Here is a 24246-nt window from a genome sequence, read left to right as displayed (position 1 = left end):
CTTGCCTCGCTTTTAGTCTGCCTATAACTCCGGCCGAAGGGTGCGCTGCCTTGCGCGAGTGCGCTCACTTCGGCTGAACCGTGGATGGGGAACCATGAACACTTCTATCAGTACCGCCTACAACTACAAGGTGGTCCGCCAATTCGCCATTATGACGGTGGTGTGGGGCATCGTCGGCATGGGGCTCGGGGTTTTTCTCGCTGCCCAGTTGGTCTGGCCCGAACTCAACTTCAATTTGCCCTGGACCAGCTTCGGCCGCTTGCGCCCGCTGCACACCAACGCGGTGATCTTCGCCTTCGGCGGCTGCGCGCTGTTCGCCAGTTCCTTCTATTCGGTGCAACGCACCTGCCAGACGCAACTGTTTGCACCGAAAATCGCCGCGTTCTGCTTCTGGGGCTGGCAGCTTGTGATTCTCCTGGCGGCCATCAGCCTGCCGCTGGGCTACACCAGTTCCAAGGAATACGCCGAGCTGGAATGGCCGATCGACATCCTGATCACCATTGTCTGGGTCGCCTACGCCATCGTGTTCTTCGGCACGATCATGCAGCGCAAGACCAAACACATCTATGTCGGCAACTGGTTCTTCGGTGCGTTCATCATCACCGTGGCGATCCTGCACATCGTCAACAACATGGAGTTGCCGGTCAGTTTCACCAAGTCCTATTCGCTGTACTCCGGTGCCACCGACGCGATGGTGCAATGGTGGTACGGACACAACGCCGTGGGCTTTTTCCTCACCGCCGGTTTCCTCGGCATGATGTATTACTTCGTGCCGAAACAGGCCGAGCGCCCGGTGTATTCCTATCGCTTGTCGATCGTGCACTTCTGGGCGCTGATCACCCTGTACATCTGGGCAGGCCCCCACCACTTGCACTACACCGCGCTGCCGGACTGGGCGCAGTCGCTGGGCATGGTGATGTCGCTGATCCTGCTCGCGCCGAGCTGGGGCGGCATGATCAACGGCATGATGACCCTGTCGGGCGCCTGGCATAAGTTGCGCAGCGACCCGATCCTGCGCTTCCTCGTGGTGTCGCTGGCGTTCTACGGCATGTCGACCTTCGAAGGGCCGATGATGGCGATCAAGACGGTCAACGCCCTCTCCCACTACACCGACTGGACCATCGGCCATGTACACGCCGGCGCGCTCGGCTGGGTGGCGATGATTTCCATCGGCGCGCTGTACCACATGATCCCGAAAGTCTTCGGACGCGAGCAGATGCACAGCATCGGCCTGATCAACGCGCACTTCTGGCTCGCCACCATCGGCACCGTGCTGTACATCGCCTCGATGTGGGTCAACGGCATCGCCCAGGGCCTGATGTGGCGTGCGGTGAACGAGGACGGCACGCTGACCTACTCCTTCGTCGAGACCCTGGTGGCCAGCCACCCTGGCTTCGTCGTGCGGCTGGTGGGCGGCGCGATCTTCCTCAGCGGCATGTTCCTGATGGCCTACAACACCTGGCGCACCGTGCGGGCCTCGCAGCCTGCCGAAGTCGCCGCTGCCGCGCAGATGGCCTGAGAGGAGTCCGCCATGAAACACGAAACTATCGAGAAAAACGTCGGCCTGTTGCTGCTGTTGATGATCCTGGCCGTGAGCATCGGTGGCCTGACCCAGATTGTCCCGCTGTTCTTCCAGGACGTGACCAATAAGCCGGTCGAAGGCATGAAGCCCTACACCGCGCTGCAACTGGAAGGCCGCGACATCTACATCCGCGAAGGCTGTGTCGGCTGTCACTCACAGATGATCCGTCCGTTCCGCGCCGAGACCGAACGCTACGGGCACTACTCGGTGGCCGGCGAAAGCGTTTGGGACCACCCGTTCCTGTGGGGATCGAAACGTACCGGGCCGGACCTGGCACGGGTCGGTGCGCGCTACTCGGATGACTGGCACCGCGCGCACTTGTACAACCCGCGCAACGTCGTGCCTGAGTCGAAGATGCCCGCCTACCCGTGGCTGGTGGCCAATCAACTCGACAGCAGCCACACCGAAACCAAGATCAAGGCCATGCGCACCCTGGGCGTGCCGTACACCGACGAAGACATCAGCGGCGCCGTCGCTTCGCTCAAGGGCAAGAGCGAGATGGATGCGCTGGTCGCCTACCTGCAAGTGCTCGGCACTGCCATCAAGAGCAAGAGGTGAGCAATGTTTGAATTGAGCACTGGAATGATCCGCGGCCTGGGCACCGTCGTCGTGTTCGTGGCCTTCGTCGGCCTGACGCTGTGGGTATTCAACAGCAAGCGCGGCCCGGAATTCGCCGAAGCGCGCCTGCTGCCGTTCGCCGACGAACCACAACCCGACCTCACCGAAGATTCAGCAACAAGGAGTACCCGGCCATGACCACCTTCTGGAGTACGTGGATCTGCGTACTGACCATCGGCAGCCTGATCGGCCTGACCTGGCTGCTGATTGGCACCCGCAAGGGCGAGACCAAGGGCAGCGTCGACCAGACCATGGGCCACAGCTTCGATGGCATCGAGGAGTACGACAACCCGCTGCCGCAATGGTGGTTCATGCTGTTCGCCGGCACGCTGGTGTTCGCCGTCGGCTACCTGATCCTTTATCCCGGCCTGGGCAACTGGAAAGGCGTCCTCCCCGGCTATGAAAACGGCTGGACCGGGGCTCATGAGTGGGAAAAGGAAATGGCCAGGGCGGACGCGAAGTTCGGACCGATCTTCGCCAAATTTTCGGCGATGCCACTGGAAGAAGTCGCCAAAGACCCGCAAGCGCTGAAAATGGGCGGCCGCCTGTTTGCTTCCAACTGCTCGGTGTGCCACGGCTCGGATGCCAAGGGTGCATTCGGTTTCCCCAACCTGACCGACAGCGACTGGCGCTGGGGTGCCAGCGCAGAAACCATCAAGACCACCATCATGGGTGGCCGGATGGCGATGATGCCGGCCTGGGGTGAAGTGCTGGGGGAGGAAGGAGTGAAAAACGTCGCCGCTTATGTGCGCCATGATCTGGCCGGCCTGCCGTTGCCGGAAGGCAGCAAGGCGGACCTGCAAGCCGGACAGCAAGCCTTCAGCACCACCTGCGTCGCCTGCCATGGAGCAAATGGCCAGGGCACCGAAGCCATGGGCGCGCCGAACCTGACGCACCCGGCCGGCTTCATTTACGGCACCAGCCTGACGCAGCTTGAACAGACGATTCGGCATGGCCGCCAGGGCCATATGCCGGCGCAGAACGAACTGCTCGGCAATGACAAGGTGCAATTGCTGGCCGCGTATGTGTACAGCCTGTCCCACGGTTTGAATACCGAGCGCCTGCAGGCTGAAGACAACCGCGAATAAATCCCGACCGCTCTGCTGCCGCATTCTCCCGGATGCGGCAGTTCCCTGCCCCTTTGCGACGCATTGTCGCACCCTCTCTGACTCTTCCTTTCGGTTCCCCGGATTCAGGTCTAAGCTTCCCCCGATGCGGACTGGCCGGTGCCGGTTCCAGGTCGACCCTGAACGATGTGTTCGACGAATCTGCCCGATGACAGGCCGCAAAGGCTGGTAGATACCGGCTGTCGCGCCAATCTCCTTCGGTCAGCCAAACGTTGCGTTTGAACACACCCCGTTACATCCGACCTGACCCCCTCGCCTGATCATTCCGCCAGGACGTTTTGCCCGCGGGCAATTTTGTCCCTACGCGGCGCATGGAAAGGCCGCAGAATCAGCATTTGAAAGCATTGACCCAGGTCATGGCGCGTTGCAATGACCCCCTGCTTTCTCCATACTTGCGGCCGATTTTTAATCCTAATAAAACACCCAAACCGTGGAACCTTAGAATGAGCACAGCAATCAGTCCGACTGCTTATAACTATAAGGTAGTCCGCCAGTTCGCCATCATGACGGTGGTCTGGGGGATCCTTGGCATGGGGCTCGGTGTCTTCATCGCCTCGCAACTGGTCTGGCCGGAGTTGAACTTCGGTCTGGCATGGACGAGCTTTGGACGCCTGCGCCCGCTGCACACCAACCTGGTGATTTTCGCCTTCGGTGGATGTGCACTGTTTGCCACTTCCTATTACGTCGTGCAGCGAACCTGCCAAACGCGACTGATTTCCGACAGCCTCGCCGCCTTCACCTTCTGGGGATGGCAAGCGGTGATCGTCGGCGCGATCATTACCTTGCCGATGGGTTTCACCACCACCAAGGAATACGCGGAACTGGAATGGCCCCTGGCTATTCTGCTGGCCATTGTCTGGGTCACCTACGGTCTGGTGTTCTTCGGCACCATCGTCAAGCGCAAGACCAAGCACATCTATGTGGGTAACTGGTTCTACGGCGCCTTCATTGTCGTGACCGCGATGCTGCACATCGTCAACCACATGTCGCTGCCGGTCAGCCTGTTCAAGTCCTACTCGGCCTACTCGGGTGCGACGGACGCAATGATCCAGTGGTGGTACGGCCACAACGCCGTGGGCTTCTTCCTGACCACCGGCTTCCTGGGCATGATGTACTACTTCGTGCCGAAACAGGCCGAGCGCCCGATCTACTCCTATCGCCTGTCGATCGTGCACTTCTGGGCGCTGATCACCCTGTACATCTGGGCAGGTCCCCACCACCTGCACTACACCGCACTGCCGGACTGGGCGCAGTCGCTGGGCATGGCAATGTCGATCATCCTGCTGGCACCGAGCTGGGGCGGCATGATCAACGGCATGATGACCCTGTCGGGCGCCTGGCATAAGCTGCGCACCGACCCGATCCTGCGTTTCCTGGTGGTGTCGCTGGCGTTCTACGGCATGTCGACCTTCGAAGGCCCGATGATGGCCATCAAGACCGTCAACTCGCTGTCGCACTACACCGACTGGACCATCGGCCACGTACACGCCGGCGCTCTGGGCTGGGTAGCGATGATCTCGATCGGCGCCATCTACCACATGATTCCGAAACTGTTCGGTCGTGCGCAGATGCACAGCACCGGCCTGATCAACACGCACTTCTGGCTCGCGACCATCGGTACCGTGCTCTACATCGCTTCGATGTGGGTCAACGGCATCACCCAGGGCCTGATGTGGCGTGCAATCAACGACGACGGCACCCTCACCTACTCGTTCGTCGAAGCGCTGCAAGCCAGCCACCCGGGTTTCATCGTTCGCGCCCTGGGCGGTGCGTTCTTCGCCACCGGCATGCTGTTCATGGCCTACAACGTATTCCGTACCGTACGCGCCTCGAACCCGGCTGAAGCCAAAGCCGCCGAACAGATTGCCGTAGTTGGAGCTCACTGATGAAGCATGAAGCAGTCGAGAAGAACATTGGCCTGCTGGCCTTCTTCATGGTCATCGCCGTCAGCGTCGGCGGCCTGACCCAGATCGTTCCGCTGTTTTTCCAGGACGTCACCAACAAGCCGGTCGAGGGCATGAAGCCCCGCACCGCCCTTGAACTGGAAGGCCGGGACGTTTATATCGCCAACGGTTGTGTCGGCTGCCACTCGCAGATGATCCGTCCGTTCCGTGCTGAAACCGAACGTTATGGCCACTACTCGGTCGCCGGTGAAAGCGTCTGGGACCACCCGTTCCTGTGGGGTTCCAAGCGTACCGGTCCGGACCTGGCCCGTGTCGGCGGTCGTTACTCCGATGACTGGCAGCGTGCGCACTTGTACAACCCGCGCAACGTCGTGCCCGAATCGAAAATGCCGGCCTACCCGTTCCTCGTGGAAAACAAGCTCGACGGCAAAGACACCGCCAAGAAAATGGAAGTGTTGCGCACGCTCGGCGTCCCTTACACCGACGAAGACATCGCCGGTGCCAAGGATGCCGTGAAGGGCAAAACCGAAATGGACGCGCTGGTGGCCTATCTGCAAGGCCTGGGCACCATCATCAAAAGCAAACGGTGAATTAGATGGATATCGGGATGATTCGTGGCCTGGGCACCGTTGTCGTGATGGTGGCCTTCATCGGACTGGCACTGTGGGTGTTCAGTCCCAAGCGCAAGTCGGAGTTTGAAGACGCGACCTTGCTGCCTTTCGCGGATGATCCCGAAGCCATCAAGCACGTCGAGCAAGCTTCTAGGAGTAACAAAGAATGACTACATTCTGGAGTCTGTACGTCACAGTCCTCAGTCTCGGTACGATCTTTTCCCTGACCTGGCTGCTGCTGTCGACCCGCAAGGGCCAGCGCACCGAGCAGACAGACGAGACGGTCGGGCACTCCTTCGACGGGATCGAGGAGTACGACAACCCGCTGCCGAAATGGTGGTTCATGCTGTTCGTGGGCACCATCATCTTCGCACTGGGCTACCTGGCGCTGTATCCGGGCCTGGGTAACTGGAAAGGCCTGCTGCCGGGTTACGGCTACCTCGACAACGAGAAGCAGACCCCCTTCGCCAACGGCCAGACCGGCTGGACCGGCGTCCACGAGTGGGAAAAGGAAATGGCCAAGTCGGACGCCAAGTTCGGTCCGATCTTCGCCAAATTCGCGGCCATGCCAATCGAAGAAGTGGCCAAGGACCCGCAAGCCCTGAAGATGGGTGGCCGACTGTTCGCCTCCAACTGCTCGGTCTGCCACGGTTCCGACGCCAAGGGCGCCTATGGCTTCCCTAACCTGACCGACGCCGACTGGCGCTGGGGCGGCGAGCCGCAAACCATCAAGACCAGCATCATGGGCGGCCGTCATGCGGTGATGCCGGCGTGGGCTGAAGTGATCGGCGAGCAAGGCGTGGCCGACGTGGCAGCGTTTGTCCTGACCAACCTCGATGGTCGCAAGCTGCCGGAAGGCGCCAAGGCCGACCCGGTTGCCGGACAGAAGCTGTTCGCCGCCAACTGCGTGGCGTGCCACGGTCCGGAAGGCAAAGGTACGCCAGCGATGGGCGCACCCGACCTGACTCACCCGGCAGCGTTCATCTACGGTTCGAGCTTCGCTCAACTGCAGCAGACCATCCGTTACGGCCGCCAGGGCCAGATGCCTGCGCAAGAGCAACTGCAAGGTAACGACAAGGTTCACCTGCTGGCCGCTTACGTCTACAGCCTGTCTCACGGTGAGAAGGCAGCGGACGCCGAGTAAGGCAAACGCTTGATGCAATAAAAAACGGCCCCGCCAATGAGAATTGGCGGGGCCTTTTTTATGGTTCTTTACGCATTCCCGGGAAACTGTAGGAGCCAGCCTGCTGGCGATGGTCGTTTACGACAACGCGTGCTCCCTGGTTCAACGCGGCGCCCTTGACTCCATCGCCAGCAGGCTGGCTCCTACAGGTTGTTGCGTTGAGAAATGACTCCGCCCACACCCAAAAACCGTCCATAATTCCCAAGTCAATTGATTCAAGTCATTACACCATCAATTGATTTTGCCAAACGTGACCAAAGGTCGCACCCTTGAGCTAGAGCGACAGGCGTATCATTGCGCCACTGCAACACTCCTTTTTGACCGCGGTCGGCACGTACTGACCGAGGCACTTTTCCACTGCCGTGGGATGCAATGATGAGCAACCAGATTCCGGTACACGACGTCACTCCACCCACCAAGAACGCGAACAACAGCGTCGACCTCTACGCCGCCAGGGAAAAAATCTACACCCGCGCCTTCACCGGCCTGTTCCGCAATCTGCGGATGACCGGCGGTGCCGTGTTGTTCCTGCTGTATTTCGGTACGGTGTGGCTGGACTGGGGCGGTCATCAGGCGGTCTGGTGGAACCTGCCGGAGCGCAAGTTTTTCATTTTCGGCGCCACCTTCTGGCCCCAGGACTTCATCCTGCTGTCCGGCATGCTGATCATCGCCGCGTTCGGCCTGTTCTTCATCACGGTGTACGCCGGCCGGGTCTGGTGCGGTTATACCTGCCCGCAAAGCGTCTGGACCTGGATCTTCATGTGGTGCGAAAAAGTCACTGAAGGTGATCGCAACCAGCGCATCAAGCTCGACAAGGCGCCGATGAGCGCCAACAAGTTCTTGCGCAAGTTCAGCAAGCACAGCCTGTGGCTATTGATCGGTTTCGTCACCGGCATGACCTTCGTCGGTTACTTCTCGCCAATCCGCGAACTGGTGTTCGACTTCTTCACAGGTCACGCCGATGGCTGGTCTTACTTCTGGGTCGGTTTCTTCACCCTCGCCACTTACGGCAACGCTGGCTGGTTGCGCGAACAGGTGTGCATCTACATGTGCCCGTACGCGCGCTTCCAGAGCGTGATGTTCGACAAGGACACCCTGATCGTTTCCTACGACCCGCGCCGCGGCGAAGGCCGTGGCCCGCGCAAGAAAGGCATCGATTACAAGGCCCAGGGCCTGGGTGACTGCATCGACTGCACCATGTGCGTCCAGGTCTGCCCGACCGGTATCGACATCCGCGACGGCCTGCAAATCGAATGCATCGGCTGCGCCGCCTGCATCGACGCCTGCGACGCCATCATGGACAAGATGGATTACCCGCGCGGGCTGATCAGCTACACCACCGAGCACAACTTGTCCGGGCAGAAAACCCATAAACTGCGTCCACGCCTGATCGGCTATGCCGTGGTACTGCTGGCGATGATCAGCTTGCTGGTGACCGCGTTTTTCATGCGTGCGCTGGTGGGTTTCGATGTCAGCAAGGACCGCGTGCTGTACCGCGAGAACGCCGAAGGCCGGATCGAAAACGTCTACAGCCTGAAAATCATGAACAAGGACCAGCGCGACCATACCTACCTGCTCGAAGCCTCCGGCCTGCCGGATCTCAAATTGCAGGGCCGGCGCGAGATCAAGGTCGCGGCCGGCGAGATCGTCAGCCAGCCTGCCGAACTGTCGGTCGCGCCGGAAAAACTGCCGTCGAGCACCAACGAGGTGAAATTCATCCTCAAGGATGCCGATGACGACAGCGTCCACATTGAAGCCAAGAGCCGGTTCATCGGCCCACAAATTCGTTGAGAGAACTGAACATGCCCGCAGCAACTGCCGCAAGCCCCTGGTACAAGCACCTCTGGCCGTGGATCATCATCGGGATCCTGGCCTGCTCGGTTGCCCTGACCTTGTCCATGGTGACCATCGCGGTGAAGAACCCGGACAACCTGGTCAACGACAACTACTACGAGGCCGGCAAAGGCATCAACCGCTCCCTCGACCGTGAGCTGCTGGCCCAGAACCTGAAAATGCGCGCCAGTATTCATCTCGATGACGTGACCGGCGAAGTTGACCTGCGCCTGAGCGGCGACAGCCATCCGAAAACCCTGGAGCTGAACCTGATCTCGCCGACCCAGCCCGAGAAGGATCGCAAGATCACCCTGACCCGCAGCGAAACCGAACAGGGTCGCTACATTGGCCAACTGAGCGACAAGATCGAAGGCCGGCGTTTTGTCGAATTGCTTGGCACCCAGGACGAGCACATCTGGCGCATGTTCGAAGAAGAACTGGTCAACCATGACAAGGATCTGCAGCTCGGTGATGAACCTCTGCAAGGCGCCGAAGACCTGTAGGAGCTGCCGCAGGCTGCGATCTTTTGATCTTGCTTTTGCAAAAAGATCGCAGCCTCGTTTCACTCGTCAGCTCCTACAGTGGTCAGGCCCTCCCTGACGACAGAGATCCCGCAGCATTAGTGAAAAACCCATGACCACCCCACTCCCCTGCTACCACTGCGCCCTGCCCGTCCCGGCCGGCAGTCGCTTCACCGCCGTCGTACTCGGGGAGTCCCGCGAGTTCTGCTGCCCGGGATGCCAGGCCGTGGCCGAGGCCATCGTCGCCGGCGGCCTGGATAGCTATTACCGGCACCGCAGCGAAGCCTCGGCCAACCCCGAGGCGCTACCGGTACAACTGGCCGACGAACTGGCGCTGTACGACCGCGCCGATGTGCAGCAGCCCTTTGTCCGCCACGAAGGCGAAATGGCCGAAACCACGCTGCTGATGGAGGGCATCAGTTGCGCCGCCTGTGGCTGGCTGATCGAAAAACACCTGCGCACCTTGCCGGCGGTGGCCGAAGCGCGCCTGAACCTGTCCAACCACCGCCTGCACGTGCGCTGGAGCGACGCGCAATTACCCCTGAGCCAGGTCCTCAGCGAACTGCGCCACATCGGGTACGCCGCACACCCCTATCAGGCCGATCGCGCCAGCGAGCAACTGGCCAGCGAAAACCGCCTGGCCCTGCGCCAGCTTGGCGTGGCCGGATTGCTGTGGTTCCAGGCAATGATGGCAACCATGGCCACCTGGCCTGAATTCAACATCGACCTCAGTCCCGAACTGCATACCATCCTGCGCTGGGTCGCGCTGTTCCTCACCACCCCGATCGTGTTCTACAGCTGCGCGCCGTTTTTCAAAGGTGCCATGCGCGATCTGCGCACCCGCCACCTGACCATGGACGTTTCCGTGTCGCTGGCCATCGGCAGCGCCTACGTTGCCGGGATCTGGACCTCGATCACCGGGGTGGGCGAGCTGTATTTCGACGCCGTCGGCATGTTTGCCCTGTTCCTGCTGGCCGGGCGCTATCTGGAGCGGCGCGCCCGCGAGCGCACGGCCGCCGCCACCGCGCAGCTGGTGAATCTGTTGCCCGCCTCGTGCCTGCGCTTGACGCCTGAAGGCCAGAGCGAACGCATTCTGCTCAGCGAACTGCGAATCGGTGATCAGGTACTGGTTCATCCAGGCGCCATTCTCCCGGCTGACGGCAAGATCCTCGACGGCCAATCGAGTATCGACGAATCGCTGCTGACCGGCGAATACCTGCCGCACCCTCGCACCCTCGGCGATGCGGTCACCGCTGGCACCCTGAACGTCGAAGGCGCACTGACCGTCGAGGTCCAGGCCCTGGGCCAGGACACGCGCCTCTCGGCCATCGTTCGCCTGCTCGATCGTGCCCAGGCCGAAAAACCGCGCCTGGCGGAAATCGCCGACCGCGCCGCACAATGGTTCCTGCTGTTGTCGCTGATCGCGGCTGCGGCCATTGGCCTGTTGTGGTGGGAACTGGACTCATCGCGAGCCTTCTGGATCGTGCTGGCGATGCTCGTGGCGACCTGCCCGTGCGCCTTGTCGCTGGCGACGCCGACCGCCCTCACCGCGGCCACCGGCACCTTGCACAAACTCGGCCTGCTGCTGACCCGCGGTCATGTGCTGGAAGGCCTGAACCAGATCGATACGGTGATTTTCGACAAGACCGGCACCCTCACCGAAGGCCGGCTGGCGTTGCGCTCGATCCGCCCCCTCGGCGCCCTCGATAGCGACCAATGCCTAGGCCTGGCCGCCGCCCTGGAAAACCGCTCCGAACACCCCATCGCCCGTGCTTTCGGTCGTGCGCCGATGGCGGCCGAAGAGGTCCACAGCACACCGGGTCTTGGCCTGGAGGGGCTGGTTGAAGGGCGGCGCCTGCGCATCGGTCAACCGGGATTCGTCTGCGAACTCAGTGGCGCCCTGGTGCCGTCGATGCCCGAAGAAGCCGGCCAATGGCTGCTGCTCGGCGACAGCGAAGGGCCGCTGGCCTGGCTCGTCCTCGATGATCGCTTGCGCGCCGATGCGCCGGCCTTGCTGGCCGCGTGCAAGGCGCGGGGCTGGCGCACGCTGTTGTTGTCCGGCGACAGCTCGCCGATGGTCGCCAGCGTGGCAGCGGAACTGGGCATCGATGAAGCGCGCGGCGGCTTGCGCCCGGACGACAAACTGCAAGTCCTGCAACAACTGCACAAGGAAGGTCGCAAGGTGTTGATGCTGGGGGACGGCGTCAATGACGTGCCGGTGCTGGCGGCTGCGGATATCAGCGTCGCCATGGGCTCGGCCACTGACCTGGCGAAAACCAGTGCCGATGCGGTGCTGCTGTCCAACCGCCTCGACGCGCTGGTGCAAGCCTTCAGCCTGGCGCGGCGCACCCGTCGAGTCATTATCGAGAACCTGTTGTGGGCCGGGTTGTACAATGGCCTCATGTTGCCCTTCGCTGCCCTCGGCTGGATCACTCCAGTCTGGGCGGCGGTAGGCATGTCGATCAGTTCGTTGACCGTGGTGCTGAACGCGCTGCGCCTGACTCGAATGCCGAGCGAGCGCGCCCTCGACACCCCGCCAGAAACCCGCCCGCTGCCGGCCTGAGCCGCGCGGGCATGGAGTCCAGATGCCAGCTCTCTACGTGATGATTCCCGCTGCGCTGCTGATCGTGGCCATCGCCGTCTATATCTTCTTCTGGGCGGTCGACAGCGGGCAGTACGACGACCTCGACGGCCCGGCCCACAGCATCCTGTTCGACGACCAGGACCCGAACCACACCGCCGCCGTCGACGAAGCCAGCGGCCAACCGGCCAAACCGCAAGACAAGGCCCCGCCCCATGCTTGAACTGGCGCCACTGCTGGTATCGGCGGTGATCCTCGGCTTGCTCGGCGGCGGTCATTGCCTGGGCATGTGCGGCGGCTTGATGGGCGCGCTGACCCTGGCGATTCCCAAGGAGCAACGCAGCCGCCGCTTTCGCCTGCTGCTGGCCTACAACCTGGGGCGGATTCTGAGCTACGCCTGCGCCGGACTGTTGATCGGCCTAGCCGGATGGGCCGTGGCCAGCAGCCCGGCGGCGATGTTCCTGCGAGTCCTCGCCGGCTTGCTGTTGATTGCCATGGGCCTGTACCTGGCCGGCTGGTGGAGCGGCCTGACCCGTATCGAAAGCCTCGGCCGAGGCTTGTGGCGGCACATCCAGCCAGTCGCCAACCGGTTGCTGCCAGTATCGAACGTTCCGCGTGCGCTGCTGCTGGGCGCGCTCTGGGGCTGGCTGCCGTGCGGCCTGGTTTACAGCACCTTGCTGTGGTCGGCCAGCCAGGGCAACGCGCTGGACAGTGCATTGTTGATGCTCGCGTTCGGGCTTGGCACTTGGCCGGTGCTGCTTGCGACCGGCCTGGCCGCCGAGCGCGTCACCGCAGTGTTGCGCAAGCGCAGCGTGCGGATGGCGGGTGGGGTGCTGGTGATGTTGTTCGGCATCTGGACCTTGCCGGGACCGCATCAGCATTGGCTCATGGGTCATTAAACCGGCGGCGCGCCCATCGCGAGCAAGCTCGCTCCCACAGGTTTTGTGTACACAGCGACACCCCCTGTGGGAGCGAGCTTGCTCGCGATGAGGCCCTCACAAACGACAAAGATTCTGACCTTGATGCAAATCAAGATGCCCAATCCCGCCCTCGCATAAAGTGGCCGACACTGCCAGCCTATCCGGGGAATGCCCGCATGATGCTCGACGCCATTCGTTGGGACACTGATCTGATCCGCCGTTATGACCTGGCGGGACCCCGCTACACCTCGTACCCGACCGCCGTGCAATTCAACAGCCAGGTCGGCACCTTCGACCTGTTTCATGCCCTGCGCGACAGCCGCAAGGCCCAACGCCCACTGTCCCTGTACGTGCACGTGCCGTTCTGCGCGAACATTTGCTACTACTGCGCCTGCAACAAGGTCATCACCAAGGATCGCGGCCGGGCGCAGCCGTATTTGCAGCGCCTGGAACAGGAAATCCAGCTGATCGCCTGCCACCTCGACCCCACGCAGAAAGTCGAGCAACTGCACTTCGGTGGCGGCACGCCGACCTTTCTCAGTCACGTCGAACTGCGCCAGTTGATGGCGCACTTGCGCAAACACTTCAATTTGCTGAACGACGATTCCGGCGACTACGGCATCGAGATCGACCCCCGCGAGGCCGATTGGTCGACCATGGGGCTGTTGCGCGAACTGGGCTTCAATCGGGTCAGCATCGGCCTGCAAGACCTCGACCCGGCGGTGCAGCGAGCGGTCAATCGCCTGCAAAGCCTGGAAGAAACCCGCGCGGTGATCGACGCTGCCCGCACCTTGCAGTTTCGCTCGATCAATATCGACCTGATCTACGGCCTGCCGAGGCAGACGCCGGAGAACTTCGCCCGCACCGTCGAAGAGGTCATCAACCTGCAACCAGACAGGTTATCGGTATTCAACTACGCCCACCTGCCGGAACGCTTCATGCCCCAGCGGCGCATCAACAGCAATGAGCTGCCGACACCCGCGCAGAAACTGGAAATGCTGCAGCGCACCATTGAGCAACTGATCAGCGCCGGTTACCGCTACATCGGCATGGACCACTTCGCCCTGCCTGACGACGAGCTGGCGATCGCCCAGGAAGAATCGACCCTGCAACGCAACTTCCAGGGCTACACCACCCACGGTCATTGCGATCTGATCGGCCTCGGCGTCTCGGCAATCAGCCAGATCGGCGACCTCTACTGCCAGAACAGCAGCGACCTGAACCACTATCAGAACACCCTGGCTTCTATGCAACTGGCCACCAGCCGCGGCCTGCTGTGCAATGCCGATGACCGGCTGCGGCGCGCGGTCATTCAGCAATTGATCTGCAACTTCAGCCTGGAATTCTGCGACATCGAACAGGCCTTCAACATCGACTTCCAGGGCTACTTCGGCGAACTCTGGCCCCAACTGCAAGACATGGCCAAAGACGGGCTGATCGAACTCGACCGCGACAGGATCACCATCCTGCCCGCCGGGCGATTGTTGGTGCGTTCGGTGTGCATGGTGTTCGACGCGTACCTGGAACAACACAGTCGCCAGCGATTTTCGCGGGTGATCTAATTCTGCAAGCTAGCGCCCCAGACTGGCCTCGATCTCCTATGGTGAGTTACCCTTACGTCTTATGTGTGATTTCCCACAAGGATTGCAGAAATGTCCGAGCCAGTAAAACAGCGCGCTCATAATCAAGCCCATTGCAAGGATTGCAGCCTGGCTCCTCTTTGCCTGCCTCTTTCGCTGAATCTGGAAGACATGGATGCGCTGGACGAAATCGTCAAGCGCGGCCGGCCGCTGAAAAAAGGCGAGTTTCTGTTTCGCCAGGGCGATACCTTCGATTCTGTCTACGCCGTCCGTTCCGGCGCCCTCAAGACCTTCAGCCTGAGCGACAGCGGTGAAGAACAGCTCACCGGCTTCCACCTGCCCAGCGAACTGGTCGGCCTGTCGGGCATGGACACCGAAAAGCACCCGGTGTCGGCGCAAGCCCTGGAAACCACCTCGGTGTGTGAAATTCCTTTCGAACGCCTCGACGAACTGGCCCTGCAACTGCCGCAGTTGCGCCGTCAGTTGATGCGGGTGATGAGCCGCGAAATCCGTGACGACCAACAGATGATGCTGCTGTTGTCGAAAAAGACCGCCGACGAACGCATCGCCACCTTCCTGGTCAACCTTTCGGCACGTTTCCGCGCCCGGGGTTTTTCCGCCAATCAGTTCCGCCTGAGCATGTCGCGCAACGAAATCGGCAACTACCTGGGCCTGGCGGTGGAAACCGTGTCCCGGGTCTTTACCCGCTTCCAGCAAAACGAGCTGATTGCGGCAGAAGGCAAGGAAATCCGGATTATCGACCCGATCCAGCTGTGCGCCCTGGCCGGTGGCTCACTGGAAGGCTGAAACAAAACGTTACGGCTGAGCGCAACGGTTCAGCCGCCGTTATACTGCGTCGTTTGCAGCCCTGCCAGGACACCTAGACGATGGTCTTCGACTCCTTCGACATCAAATCCCTCATCCGCCCTGTCATCGACTTCCCGAAACCGGGTGTGATCTTTCGCGACATCACCCCGCTCTTCCAGTCGCCCACGGCCCTGCGCCTGGTGATGGACAGCTTTGCCCACCGTTACGTCGAGGCTGACTTCACCCACATCGGCGCGATGGACGCCCGTGGCTTCCTGATTGGTTCGGTACTGGCCTATCAGTTGAACAAGCCGCTGGTGCTGTTCCGCAAGCAAGGCAAGCTGCCGGCTGACGTGTTGGCCGAGGGCTATGCGACCGAATACGGCGAAGCCTTCCTGGAAGTGCACGCCGACAGCCTGTGCGAAGGTGACTCGGTGGTGATGTTCGATGACCTGATCGCGACCGGCGGTACCCTGATTGCCGCCGCCAACCTGATCCGCCGCATGGGCGCGCGAGTGCATGAAGCGGCGGCGATCATCGACCTGCCGGAGCTGGGTGGCTCGCAGCGCCTGGAAGACATGGGCATTCCTACGTTTTGCCTGACGCAGTTTGCGTTGACTGACATGTAAGCGGCGCCTGTCCCGGCGCCATCGCGGGCAAGCCCGCTCCCACAGTGATCTCTGTAGCAAACACAATTTGTGTCTACCCATGATCCCCTGTGGGAGCGGGCTTGCCCGCGATGGCGTCAGCGGCAACACCACTGAATTCAAGCTCGGCTCAGAGCCCCATCTGCTTGCTGATGATCTCGTTCATCACTTCCCGCGTCCCGCCGCCAATCGACAAAATCCGGTTGTCGCGGTACAGCCGCTCCACCAGGCTCTCGCGCATGTATCCCAGCCCACCGAGTATCTGCACCGCATCGGTCACGATCCGGTCTGCGGTATCCGTCGCAAAATTCTTGGCCATGGAAATTTCCTTGATCACGCTCTGCCCCGCCGCCATCTTTGCGGCCTGGCGGTAAGTGAACTCCCGGGACACTTCCAGCCCGGTCGCCATCTCGGCGAGGCGATGCTTGATCACCTGAAACTTGCCGATCGGTTTGCCAAAGGCTTCACGCTGGCGCGCCCACTTCAGGCTTTCCTCCAGCGCCAGCTGTGCGGTCATGTTGGCCATCAGTGCCAGGGCCAGGCGTTCGCTCTGGAAATTGCCCATGATGCAGGCAAAGCCCATGTTCTCGGCGCCGATCAGGTTTCCCACGGGCACCGGGCAATCATCGAAGAACAGTTCGGCCGTGTCTGACGCCCACCAGCCCATTTTCTTCAGTTGCCGTCCTACGGTGAAACCGGGCGTACCCTTTTCGATCAGCAACAGGCTGATGCCGGAGAACCCCGGCTCACCCGTACGCACCGCGACGGTATAAAAGTCCGCACGCACACCACTGGTGATAAAGGTTTTGCTGCCATTGACCCGGTAAAAATCGCCGTCGCGCACAGCGCGGGTTTGCAGGTTGGCGACGTCGGAGCCGCCGCCGGGCTCGGTGACGGCCAGGGCGCTGATTTTTTCGCCGGTCAGTACTTGCGGAACCACACGATCACGGACTTCAGGCCGGGCCCATTTGAGAATGGGCGGCAAGCCGATATCCAGCGACCCCAGGCCGGCAACCAGCCCGCCTGAGCCGCAGCGCATCAACTCCTCACTGGCGGCAACCTTGGCGAACAGATCCCCTTCATGGCTGCCTCCGTAAGATTCCGGATAACCGATGCCGAGAATCCCCGCTGCGCCGGCCTTGAGGTAGAGCTCGCGAGGGAAGCTTTCGGCTTCTTCCCACTGCTCGATATCAGGAAGTATCTCGCGTTCGACGAATCGTCTGACGCTGTCACGGACCAATTGGTGGCTGGGGTCGAAGTATTCCTGAAAGGCAGACATCGGCGAGCTCCACTGAAGGGGTCAGTGAAGTTAACCGAGCGCTTGCTTGGTTTTCAACAGGATTGTGTGAATCAGCGACACCGAGGTGCGCCCTTCGCGAGCAAGCCCGCTCCCACATTTGGAATGCAATCCCCTGTGGGAGCGGGCTTGCTCGCGAAGGCGTCAGTAAAGACACCGCACAACTCAGAGCGAAATCGGCTTACGCCCGGCAAACGAATGCGCCAGCGTGCCGCCATCCACCAGCTCCAGCTCACCACCGAGCGGCACGCCATGGGCGATACGCGAGGCGATCAGGCCTTTGCTGCTGAGCAACTGGGCGATGTAATGCGCTGTGGCTTCACCTTCCACGGTCGGGTTGGTCGCCAGGATGACTTCGGCGAACGTGCCGGCCTCTTCGATCCGCGCCATCAATTGCGGAATGCCGATGGCTTCCGGCCCCAGACCGTCGAGCGGCGACAGATGCCCCTTGAGCACGAAGTAGCGCCCGCGGAAACCGGTCTGCTCCACCGCGTAGACATCCATCGGACCTTCCACCACGCAGAGCAAGGTGTCGTCGCGACGGGTATCGGCGCATTGCGGGCAGAGATCATCTTCGGTCAGCGTACGGCACAAGCGACAGTGACCGACCCCTTCCATGGCCTGGCTCAAGGCCAGCGCCAGGCGCGAGCCGCCGCTGCGGTCACGCTCGAGCAACTGCAACGCCATGCGCTGGGCGGTTTTCTGACCCACGCCAGGCAAAATTCGCAGGGCGTCGATCAGTTGGCGAATCAAAGGGCTGAAGCTCATGGTGGAAAAGTCCGACAAAACAACGAGACGCGGTTTATACCCGCGCCTCGGTTAAGCGTCAAATTGCAGCGTCGATTACTCAGTCCCGGGAAACCCGAACCACCAGTTTGCCGAAGTTGCGCCCTTCCAGCATGCCGATGAACGCGTCGGGAGCCTGTTCCAGGCCATCGACCACGTCTTCGAGGAATTTCACCTTGCCATCACGTACCCAGGGCGCCATGGCACTGAGGAATTCCGGCTGGCGATCACCATAGTCATCGAACACGATGAAGCCCTGGATGCGCACCCGCTTGGTCAACAGGGTGCGTTGCAACAGGGGCAGGCGATCCGGCCCGCTCGGCGCTTCATGGGCGTTATAGGAGGCAATCAGGCCGCACAGTGGAATCCGCGCCTTGGGATTGAGCAATGGCACCACGGCGTCGAAGACCTTGCCGCCGACGTTTTCGTAGTAGATGTCGATGCCCTTGCCGCAGGCCTTGGCCAGTTCATCGGCAAAATCCGGGCTCTTGTGGTCGATGCAGGCGTCGAAACCCAGCTCGTCGACCACATAACGGCACTTGTCCGCCCCGCCAGCCACGCCGACCACGCGCAGCCCCTTGATCTTCGCCACCTGACCGACCACCGAACCCACAGCGCCTGAGGCCGCTGCAACCACCAGGGTTTCGCCGGCCTGGGGCTGGCCGATGTCCATCAGGCCCATGTACGCGGTCATGCCCGGCATTCCCAGCACCCCAAGGGCCATCGATGCACTGGGCAATCCCGACGGCACCGGGATGATGCTGCGCCCGTCATTGATGCTGTGGCTTTGCCGACCGGTGGCACCGACCACCAGGTCTCCTTCCTGAAACTTCGGATTGAGCGAGCGTTCGACCCGACTGACCGCACCGCCGGTCATCACTTCGCCGATTTCCACCGGTGCGGCGTAGGACGGCGCGTCGCTCATGCGTCCGCGCATGTAGGGATCCAGCGACAGGAAAACGGTCTTGAGCAGCACCTGACCGTCGGCGAGCTCCGGCAACGCCACCCGCTCCATGCGGAAGTTTTCCGGCGTTGGCGCGCCGACCGGGCGTGAAGCCAGGACAATGCGTTGATTGAGGGTCATGGGGTCGGACATGGCAGCGTCTCCTGTGATCGATGGGGGTCGGTGATATAGGGAGCAGACCTTTTTGGCGGTATGGCGTTCGATGTTTATTAAGTTACACCGGGGTGAATTTTTCGCGAGCAAGCCCGCTCCCACACTGGATGTGTGTACACCCCCCTGTGGGAGCGGGCTTGCTCGCGAAGGCGCCATCACGGACGACACATACCCAACAGACAGAAACAAAAATGCCAGGCGCAATACCTGGCATTTTTTGTAGCTCATCTGCCGCCTGAAGGCGAATCAGAATGGCAGTTTCATGCCCGGCGGCAGTTGCATGCCGGCAGTCATGCTGCCCATCTTGTCCTGGCTGTTGGCTTCGATCTTGCGCACGGCATCGTTGACCGCGGATGCGATAACCGCCTCCAGCATTTCCTTGTCGTCTTCGCTCATGCCTTCGACCAGGCTCGGGTCGATGGTCACGCTCTTGACGTCATGGCGACCGGTCATCACCACGGTGACCATATCGCCACCGGCCTTACCGGTGACTTCGGCGTTGGCCAGTTCTTCCTGCATCTTGGCCATTTTTTCCTGCATCTGCTGCGCCTGCTTCATCAGGCCGGCCATGCCACCTTTCATCATGGTAATCACCTCAAAAGTACTTGGATCAAAACAGCGCCCGGCGGAGTGTAGCCGAGCGCCTTCAGTTATGAGCCCTGAGTGACCAGGGCGTCGACAGGTTCAATAGTATCGTTACGGACCACCGCACCGAACTGCTGCATCATTTGCTGGATGAACGGATCGCCGTGGATCGATTCCTCCGCCTCGCGCTGACGGTTGGCGCGGCGGCGCGAAGCCGCTTGTGCCGGGGTTTCCTGCTCGGGCTTGATCAGCTCGATGCTCAGGGTCAGCGTGCGCTGGTGATACTGGTTCAGCGCATCGTTGAGGCGACGCTGCTGAGTGGCGTTGAACAAGGCACTGTGGGCCGGGTCCAGGTGCATCAGCCAATTGTCGCCATCCACCGCGATCAGCGTGCAGTTGGCGGCGATGCTGCCGGTCATGCCGGAAATCGGCAATTTCGGGAACAGCTCCAGCCATTGCAGGGCCAGACCGGTGGCCGGCATTGCCGCGGGCTCAGGCTCGGGCTCCGGAGCCGGGTCGGCGGCATGCTCGCTGGCCAGTTCGTCGAGGTAACTGTAGGCCGAATCCATGTCCGGTTCGATGTAATCCTCGTCCAGCGGCGGCTCGTCATCCAGGTCCATGCCCGGCGTTGCGGCATCGACGTCGGCCACCGAAGGCTCCGGAATTGGCGCGGCGGCCCACTCCGGGGCGTCCGGCACCACGCTGTCCGGCGTCGGCAACGGCATCGGCGGTAATTCGGGTTGTTCGCTGGCGGTTTCCAGCACCGGCTCCACCGCCGGTTGCTGAACAGGGGCAGGCTCGACCGGGTCATTCCACGGCAGGTCGACCACCTCTTCGACCACGGCCGCTTCAACCACAGGCACAGGCGCAGGTTCTGGCACAACGACCGGCGCCACCGGTTCCGGTGCTGGCGCAGGAGCTGCCACTGGCGCAGCCGCAATCGGTGCAACGGCCGCAGCGGCTACCGGCGCAACAACCTGCGCGGCAGCCACTGAGTTTGCGGAATCAACTGTGGCCTGGCTGATCCCCACTGGCTTTAGCGGTTGCCTCGGGGCATCCGCGGTGTCTGCGGGCCGGAACGCCAGCATCCGCAGCAACACCATTTCAAAACCGCCCCGGGGATCCGGCGCCAGCGGCAAGTCGCGGCGGCCGATCAGGCCCATCTGGTAGTAGAACTGCACGTCTTCGGCCGGCAAGGCCTGGGCCAGTGCCAGCACGCGATCGCGGTCGCCGTGACCGTTATCGACACCTTCCGGCAAGGCCTGGGCGATGGCAACGCGGTGCAGCACATTGAGAATTTCCGAGAGCACGCCATTCCAGTCCGGGCCTTGTTCGGCCAGGTGGCGGACGGCTTCGAGCAACGCCCTGGCATCGCCTTCGATCAGCGCATGCAGGACGTCGTAGACCTGCCCGTGATCGAGGGTTCCGAGCATCGCCCGCACATCGGCGGCCAGCACCTTGCCTTCACCGAAGGCAATCGCCTGGTCGGTCAGGCTCATGGCATCACGCATCGAACCGTCGGCAGCACGGCCCAGCAACCACAGTGCATCGTCTTCGAACGGCACGTTCTCGACACCCAGCACGTGGGTCAAGTGCTCGACAACCCGTTCCGGCGTCATGTTCTTCAGGGAGAACTGCAGGCACCGCGACAGAATCGTTGCCGGAAGTTTCTGCGGATCGGTGGTCGCCAGGATGAACTTGACGTAGGGTGGCGGCTCCTCGAGGGTTTTGAGCAGCGCGTTGAAGGAATGGCTGGAGAGCATGTGCACTTCGTCGATCAGGTAGACCTTGAAGCGCCCACGGCTCGGGGCGTACTGCACGTTGTCGAGCAATTCACGGGTATCTTCGACCTTGGTGCGGCTCGCGGCGTCGATCTCGATCAGGTCGACAAAGCGGCCTTCGTCGATTTCGCGACACACCGAACACTCGCCACAGGGGGTCGACGTGATACCTGTCTCACAGTTAAGGCATTTGGCAATGATCCGCGCGATGGTGGTCTTGCCGACCCCACGGGTACCGGTGAAGAGGTAGGCGTGGTGCAGCCGCTGGCTGTCCAAGGCATTGATCAGAGCCTTGAGCACATGGGTCTGGCCGACCATTTCGCGGAACGAGCGCGGACGCCATTTACGTGCAAGAACCTGATAACTCATCGAAAACCGTCGCAGCGAAGGAAGCAGAAGCGGCTAATGCTAGCGGAGCAAGGCACAAATTGCATCCGGTGCGCTCGTGTATTGTGGCTAAGCTGCACATCACAGGCATTTAACGGAGTGTTTATGCGGCTGGCCTTGGGGGCATTGCTGTTGATCAGCCTGGACGTCGCGGCGGCGCCAGCACCGCTGCGCTTCGTGATAACCGACAGCTGGAGCATGCCCATGGTGCAGCTTGAGCGGGGCAAACCGACCCAGGGCATCCTCTATGACATGATGCTCAGCCTCGCGACCCAGGTCGGCGTACCGGCCGAATTCCACGTATTGCCTCGCAGGCGCATACAAGGCGCCATGGAGCAAGGCGAGGTCGATGTCCGCTGTTATGCCGCGCAATCGTGGCTGCCCGAGCAGCCTGGCGATTATCTCTGGAGCATCCCGCTCTTCACTCAACCTGACGTGTTGATCACCCGGGATGCAACGCCCGACGCAGTCAAACCCGCCGACTTGCCGCAACAGCCCATAGGCACCGTGCTGGGCTACAGCTACCCGACCCTGCAACCGCTGTTCGAAAGCGGCCAACTGCAGCGCGACGATGCGCGCAATCAGGAACAAGTGCTGGAAAAACTCCTGGCCGGCCGCAATCGCTATGCCGTCAGCAATCAATGGAGCCTGGACTGGTTCAATCACCGCCTGCTGCCGCAGCAGCAACTGCAAAGCGTGGCAGTGCTGCAGGAAAACCGTCTCGGTTGCTACGTTCGCAACGACCCACAGGTCCCGGTGCAGAGCATTCTGCGCACCCTGGCGCGGATGAAGATGTCCGGGGAGATCGATGAAATTGTTCGGTTGTATATCGGTGGCGAGCCTGCGGCTGTGGATAAACCGCAAACGACGAAAAACCGCCCCGGAGAAGATCCTGGCAGCTAGCGAAAGTCTGTATTCAAGAAGATGACGCGAGAGAACACTCGCGTGGCGTTAAGGTGGTAACCCTACCAGCCACACCCCGGCACACAATGTCACCGCTGCGGCTGCTCCCTTCCAGGCCTGACCGGGTTCACGGCTGATCGTTGCGGGGGGACCGATAGGGTCACCATAACGACGCTCACCTGTCGGCGAGCCGCGCCATTGTACCTATCTGAGGCGAAGTTACAACCGTTGGTTTCGGATTAAAAACATGAGGGGCTTCAAGCACTTGCTATTGCGCCTCAAGCACCGCGTCCGCCCTGCCGCCCGCCTGTTGAATCACCAGGTGAATGAAATGCAGCTTGGCAACGACAGCAGGTGGCAGGACGAAGGGGTAGAAATCCGGCTGCCCCATGCTGCGTGACAGCTCGTTGAGCATGCCGGCCAGTTCGATCCAGGCGTTGACGAACGACAAAAAAGCCGCGCCGCCGGGATGCTGCGGATCGTAGAGGGTTTGGGGTGGAAACGGCTGATAGTCGAAGTCCATTTCCCGGGCGCTCATGCCAAAACCCAGCGCGGTGTCCACGGCGTCCATCATGTGCAGGTAATGCGCCCAGGTTTCCGCCCAGTCTTCCCACGGGTGCATAGTCGCGTAGGCGCTGACGCAGCGCTGCGGCCAGTCGAGCGGCGCGCCCTGCTGATAATGCCGTTCGAGGGCATCGGCGTAGCTCGCGCGCTCATCGCCAAACAAGCCGCGAAAAGGCTCAAGCCAATGGCTGTGGGCGATCAATCGGTCCCAGTAGTAATGCCCGACTTCGTGACGAAAATGCCCGAGCAACGTGCGATAGGGTTCGTGCATTTGCACCCGCACCTGCTCGCGGTGCGCGTCGTCGGCCTCCTTGATATCGAGAGTGATCAGGCCGTTGGCGTGACCCGTGGTCGGCGGCTTGCCTTCAAGGTCGACACCGATGAAATCGAAGGCAAGGCCAGTCTCTTCATCGACTGTCCTGGGAATCACCTGCAACCCCAGACTGACCAGTTGCGCGACCAGACGCCGCTTGGCGGTTTCCACCTTGCGCCAGCGCTCGTGATTTTCGGTGATCGACAGGTCGGGAATCGTGCGATTCAAGCTACAGGCCATGCACAAGGTTTCGTGGTGATTGGCCGCAAGCAGCCAGTTGCACGCAGCCGGTGAATCGAGGTTGGCGCAGCGGCGGAACGCGCCCGCCTGCGGATCGGCGTCGAGCCACCAGGTGTCGGGGCGCTCGCCCGGTTGCAGGGAAGATAAACGACTTTGCTCAGGCTGATACCCAAGGGCTGCTGAACACGCCAGGCACTGGCTGTTGCGGAAAAACAGCGATTGCCCGCAACGACAGGACCAGACCTTGCTGTTGCGCGAGCTTTCGGCCACGAACGGTGCGGCGATGCGCGAGCTGAGCTGCTCGAAGAACGGGTGCATGGCGATCTCTCCCTGGGGCTTGCCAAGACTAGATCATTTCC

The 24246-nt window shown here is 61.5% G+C and carries 23 protein-coding genes and 1 other RNA gene; 17 read left to right on the top strand and 7 right to left on the bottom strand.

The genetic code is table 11. The features are described from left to right. Positions 1-94: 94 nt before the first annotated feature. The 16 genes from ccoN (KSS91_RS09105) to KSS91_RS09030 all read left to right on the top strand — a co-directional run bounded on the left by ccoN (KSS91_RS09105) (position 95) and on the right by KSS91_RS09030 (position 15896). The gene (ccoN, locus tag KSS91_RS09105) at positions 95-1519 is read left to right on the top strand and encodes a cytochrome-c oxidase, cbb3-type subunit I (protein WP_104449736.1); all 1425 of its coding nucleotides are present in this window, start codon (positions 95-97) and stop codon (positions 1517-1519) included. 12 nt (positions 1520-1531) lie between these two features. Next, positions 1532-2140 (top strand): cytochrome-c oxidase, cbb3-type subunit II, encoded by a 609-nt coding sequence (gene ccoO / locus KSS91_RS09100; RefSeq protein ID WP_007974128.1) that lies wholly within the window; start codon positions 1532-1534, stop codon positions 2138-2140. 3 nt (positions 2141-2143) lie between these two features. Then, positions 2144-2338: a cbb3-type cytochrome oxidase subunit 3 gene (locus KSS91_RS09095; protein WP_095965202.1), complete on the top strand. Its 195-nt coding sequence runs from the start codon at positions 2144-2146 to the stop codon at positions 2336-2338. Beyond that, on the top strand, positions 2335-3288 hold the full coding sequence (gene ccoP / locus KSS91_RS09090) for a cytochrome-c oxidase, cbb3-type subunit III (RefSeq protein ID WP_217837672.1): 954 nt from the start codon (positions 2335-2337) through the stop codon (positions 3286-3288). Before KSS91_RS09095 ends, ccoP (KSS91_RS09090) begins: the two co-directional genes overlap by 4 nt. A 482-nt stretch (positions 3289-3770) precedes the next feature. Next, a complete protein-coding gene (ccoN, locus tag KSS91_RS09085; RefSeq protein WP_008050393.1) occupies positions 3771-5213 on the top strand; it encodes a cytochrome-c oxidase, cbb3-type subunit I in 1443 nt (480 codons plus the stop codon). Further along, positions 5213-5821 carry a cytochrome-c oxidase, cbb3-type subunit II gene (ccoO, locus tag KSS91_RS09080; protein ID WP_007905434.1) on the top strand — a complete coding sequence of 203 codons (609 nt, stop codon included), beginning with the start codon at positions 5213-5215 and terminating at the stop codon, positions 5819-5821. The genes ccoN (KSS91_RS09085) and ccoO (KSS91_RS09080) overlap by 1 nt, the downstream gene beginning before the upstream one ends. A 5-nt stretch (positions 5822-5826) precedes the next feature. Continuing rightward, positions 5827-6012, top strand: coding sequence for a CcoQ/FixQ family Cbb3-type cytochrome c oxidase assembly chaperone (locus KSS91_RS09075; RefSeq protein WP_003175465.1), 186 nt, complete (start codon positions 5827-5829; stop codon positions 6010-6012). After that, the gene (gene ccoP, locus KSS91_RS09070) at positions 6009-6986 is read left to right on the top strand and encodes a cytochrome-c oxidase, cbb3-type subunit III (protein WP_015095991.1); all 978 of its coding nucleotides are present in this window, start codon (positions 6009-6011) and stop codon (positions 6984-6986) included. The genes KSS91_RS09075 and ccoP (KSS91_RS09070) overlap by 4 nt, the downstream gene beginning before the upstream one ends. A gap of 414 nt (positions 6987-7400) precedes the next feature. Further along, positions 7401-8816 carry a cytochrome c oxidase accessory protein CcoG gene (gene ccoG, locus KSS91_RS09065; protein WP_217837671.1) on the top strand — a complete coding sequence of 472 codons (1416 nt, stop codon included), beginning with the start codon at positions 7401-7403 and terminating at the stop codon, positions 8814-8816. An 11-nt stretch (positions 8817-8827) separates the two neighbouring features. After that, positions 8828-9361: a FixH family protein gene (locus KSS91_RS09060; RefSeq protein WP_217837670.1), complete on the top strand. Its 534-nt coding sequence runs from the start codon at positions 8828-8830 to the stop codon at positions 9359-9361. Between the two features lie 130 nt (positions 9362-9491). Continuing rightward, positions 9492-11942: a heavy metal translocating P-type ATPase gene (locus KSS91_RS09055; protein ID WP_217837669.1), complete on the top strand. Its 2451-nt coding sequence runs from the start codon at positions 9492-9494 to the stop codon at positions 11940-11942. A 22-nt stretch (positions 11943-11964) separates the two neighbouring features. After that, positions 11965-12183 (top strand): cbb3-type cytochrome oxidase assembly protein CcoS, encoded by a 219-nt coding sequence (gene ccoS, locus KSS91_RS09050; RefSeq protein WP_007971444.1) that lies wholly within the window; start codon positions 11965-11967, stop codon positions 12181-12183. Further along, positions 12176-12859 (top strand): sulfite exporter TauE/SafE family protein, encoded by a 684-nt coding sequence (locus KSS91_RS09045; protein WP_217837668.1) that lies wholly within the window; start codon positions 12176-12178, stop codon positions 12857-12859. The genes ccoS and KSS91_RS09045 overlap by 8 nt, the downstream gene beginning before the upstream one ends. Positions 12860-13059: 200 nt before the next feature. After that, a complete protein-coding gene (hemN, locus tag KSS91_RS09040) occupies positions 13060-14442 on the top strand; it encodes an oxygen-independent coproporphyrinogen III oxidase (RefSeq protein WP_217838378.1) in 1383 nt (460 codons plus the stop codon). A gap of 90 nt (positions 14443-14532) precedes the next feature. Continuing rightward, a complete protein-coding gene (gene fnr, locus KSS91_RS09035; protein WP_015095997.1) occupies positions 14533-15267 on the top strand; it encodes a fumarate/nitrate reduction transcriptional regulator Fnr in 735 nt (244 codons plus the stop codon). A gap of 80 nt (positions 15268-15347) precedes the next feature. Further along, on the top strand, positions 15348-15896 hold the full coding sequence (locus KSS91_RS09030) for an adenine phosphoribosyltransferase (RefSeq protein ID WP_096512696.1): 549 nt from the start codon (positions 15348-15350) through the stop codon (positions 15894-15896). Between the two features lie 148 nt (positions 15897-16044). Here KSS91_RS09030 and KSS91_RS09025 read toward each other — a convergent pair whose 3' ends face one another. The 5 genes from KSS91_RS09025 to dnaX form a co-directional block, all read right to left on the bottom strand. Next, on the bottom strand, positions 16045-17193 hold the full coding sequence (locus KSS91_RS09025) for an acyl-CoA dehydrogenase family protein (protein WP_217837667.1): 1149 nt from the start codon (positions 17191-17193) through the stop codon (positions 16045-16047). Between the two features lie 183 nt (positions 17194-17376). Further along, positions 17377-17979: a recombination mediator RecR gene (recR, locus tag KSS91_RS09020; protein WP_008050204.1), complete on the bottom strand. Its 603-nt coding sequence runs from the start codon at positions 17977-17979 to the stop codon at positions 17377-17379. A 79-nt stretch (positions 17980-18058) separates the two neighbouring features. Next, on the bottom strand, positions 18059-19093 hold the full coding sequence (gene curA / locus KSS91_RS09015; RefSeq protein WP_217837666.1) for an NADPH-dependent curcumin/dihydrocurcumin reductase: 1035 nt from the start codon (positions 19091-19093) through the stop codon (positions 18059-18061). A gap of 267 nt (positions 19094-19360) precedes the next feature. Continuing rightward, the gene (locus KSS91_RS09010; RefSeq protein ID WP_007971455.1) at positions 19361-19699 is read right to left on the bottom strand and encodes a YbaB/EbfC family nucleoid-associated protein; all 339 of its coding nucleotides are present in this window, start codon (positions 19697-19699) and stop codon (positions 19361-19363) included. 65 nt (positions 19700-19764) lie between these two features. After that, entirely contained in the window at positions 19765-21849 is a 2085-nt protein-coding gene (gene dnaX / locus KSS91_RS09005; RefSeq protein ID WP_217837665.1) for a DNA polymerase III subunit gamma/tau, read from the bottom strand. Positions 21850-21972: 123 nt separating this feature from the next. On the opposite strand from dnaX, the gene KSS91_RS09000 reads away from it, so the two are divergent. Beyond that, on the top strand, positions 21973-22770 hold the full coding sequence (locus tag KSS91_RS09000; protein WP_217837664.1) for a substrate-binding periplasmic protein: 798 nt from the start codon (positions 21973-21975) through the stop codon (positions 22768-22770). Between the two features lie 60 nt (positions 22771-22830). On the opposite strand, the gene ffs is transcribed toward KSS91_RS09000, so the two are convergent. Both ffs and KSS91_RS08990 read right to left on the bottom strand, forming a co-directional pair. Then, an RNA gene (gene ffs, locus KSS91_RS08995) (signal recognition particle sRNA small type) lies at positions 22831-22927 on the bottom strand. Positions 22928-23038: 111 nt separating this feature from the next. Then, positions 23039-24205 (bottom strand): zinc-binding metallopeptidase family protein, encoded by a 1167-nt coding sequence (locus KSS91_RS08990; RefSeq protein WP_217837663.1) that lies wholly within the window; start codon positions 24203-24205, stop codon positions 23039-23041. Positions 24206-24246 lie beyond the last annotated feature (41 nt).

The organism is Pseudomonas azerbaijanorientalis (assembly GCF_019139795.1).
In the GTDB taxonomy this organism is placed as follows: Bacteria; Pseudomonadota; Gammaproteobacteria; order Pseudomonadales; family Pseudomonadaceae; genus Aquipseudomonas; species Aquipseudomonas laurylsulfatiphila.
This window is presented reverse-complemented; position numbering and strand designations above follow the sequence as displayed.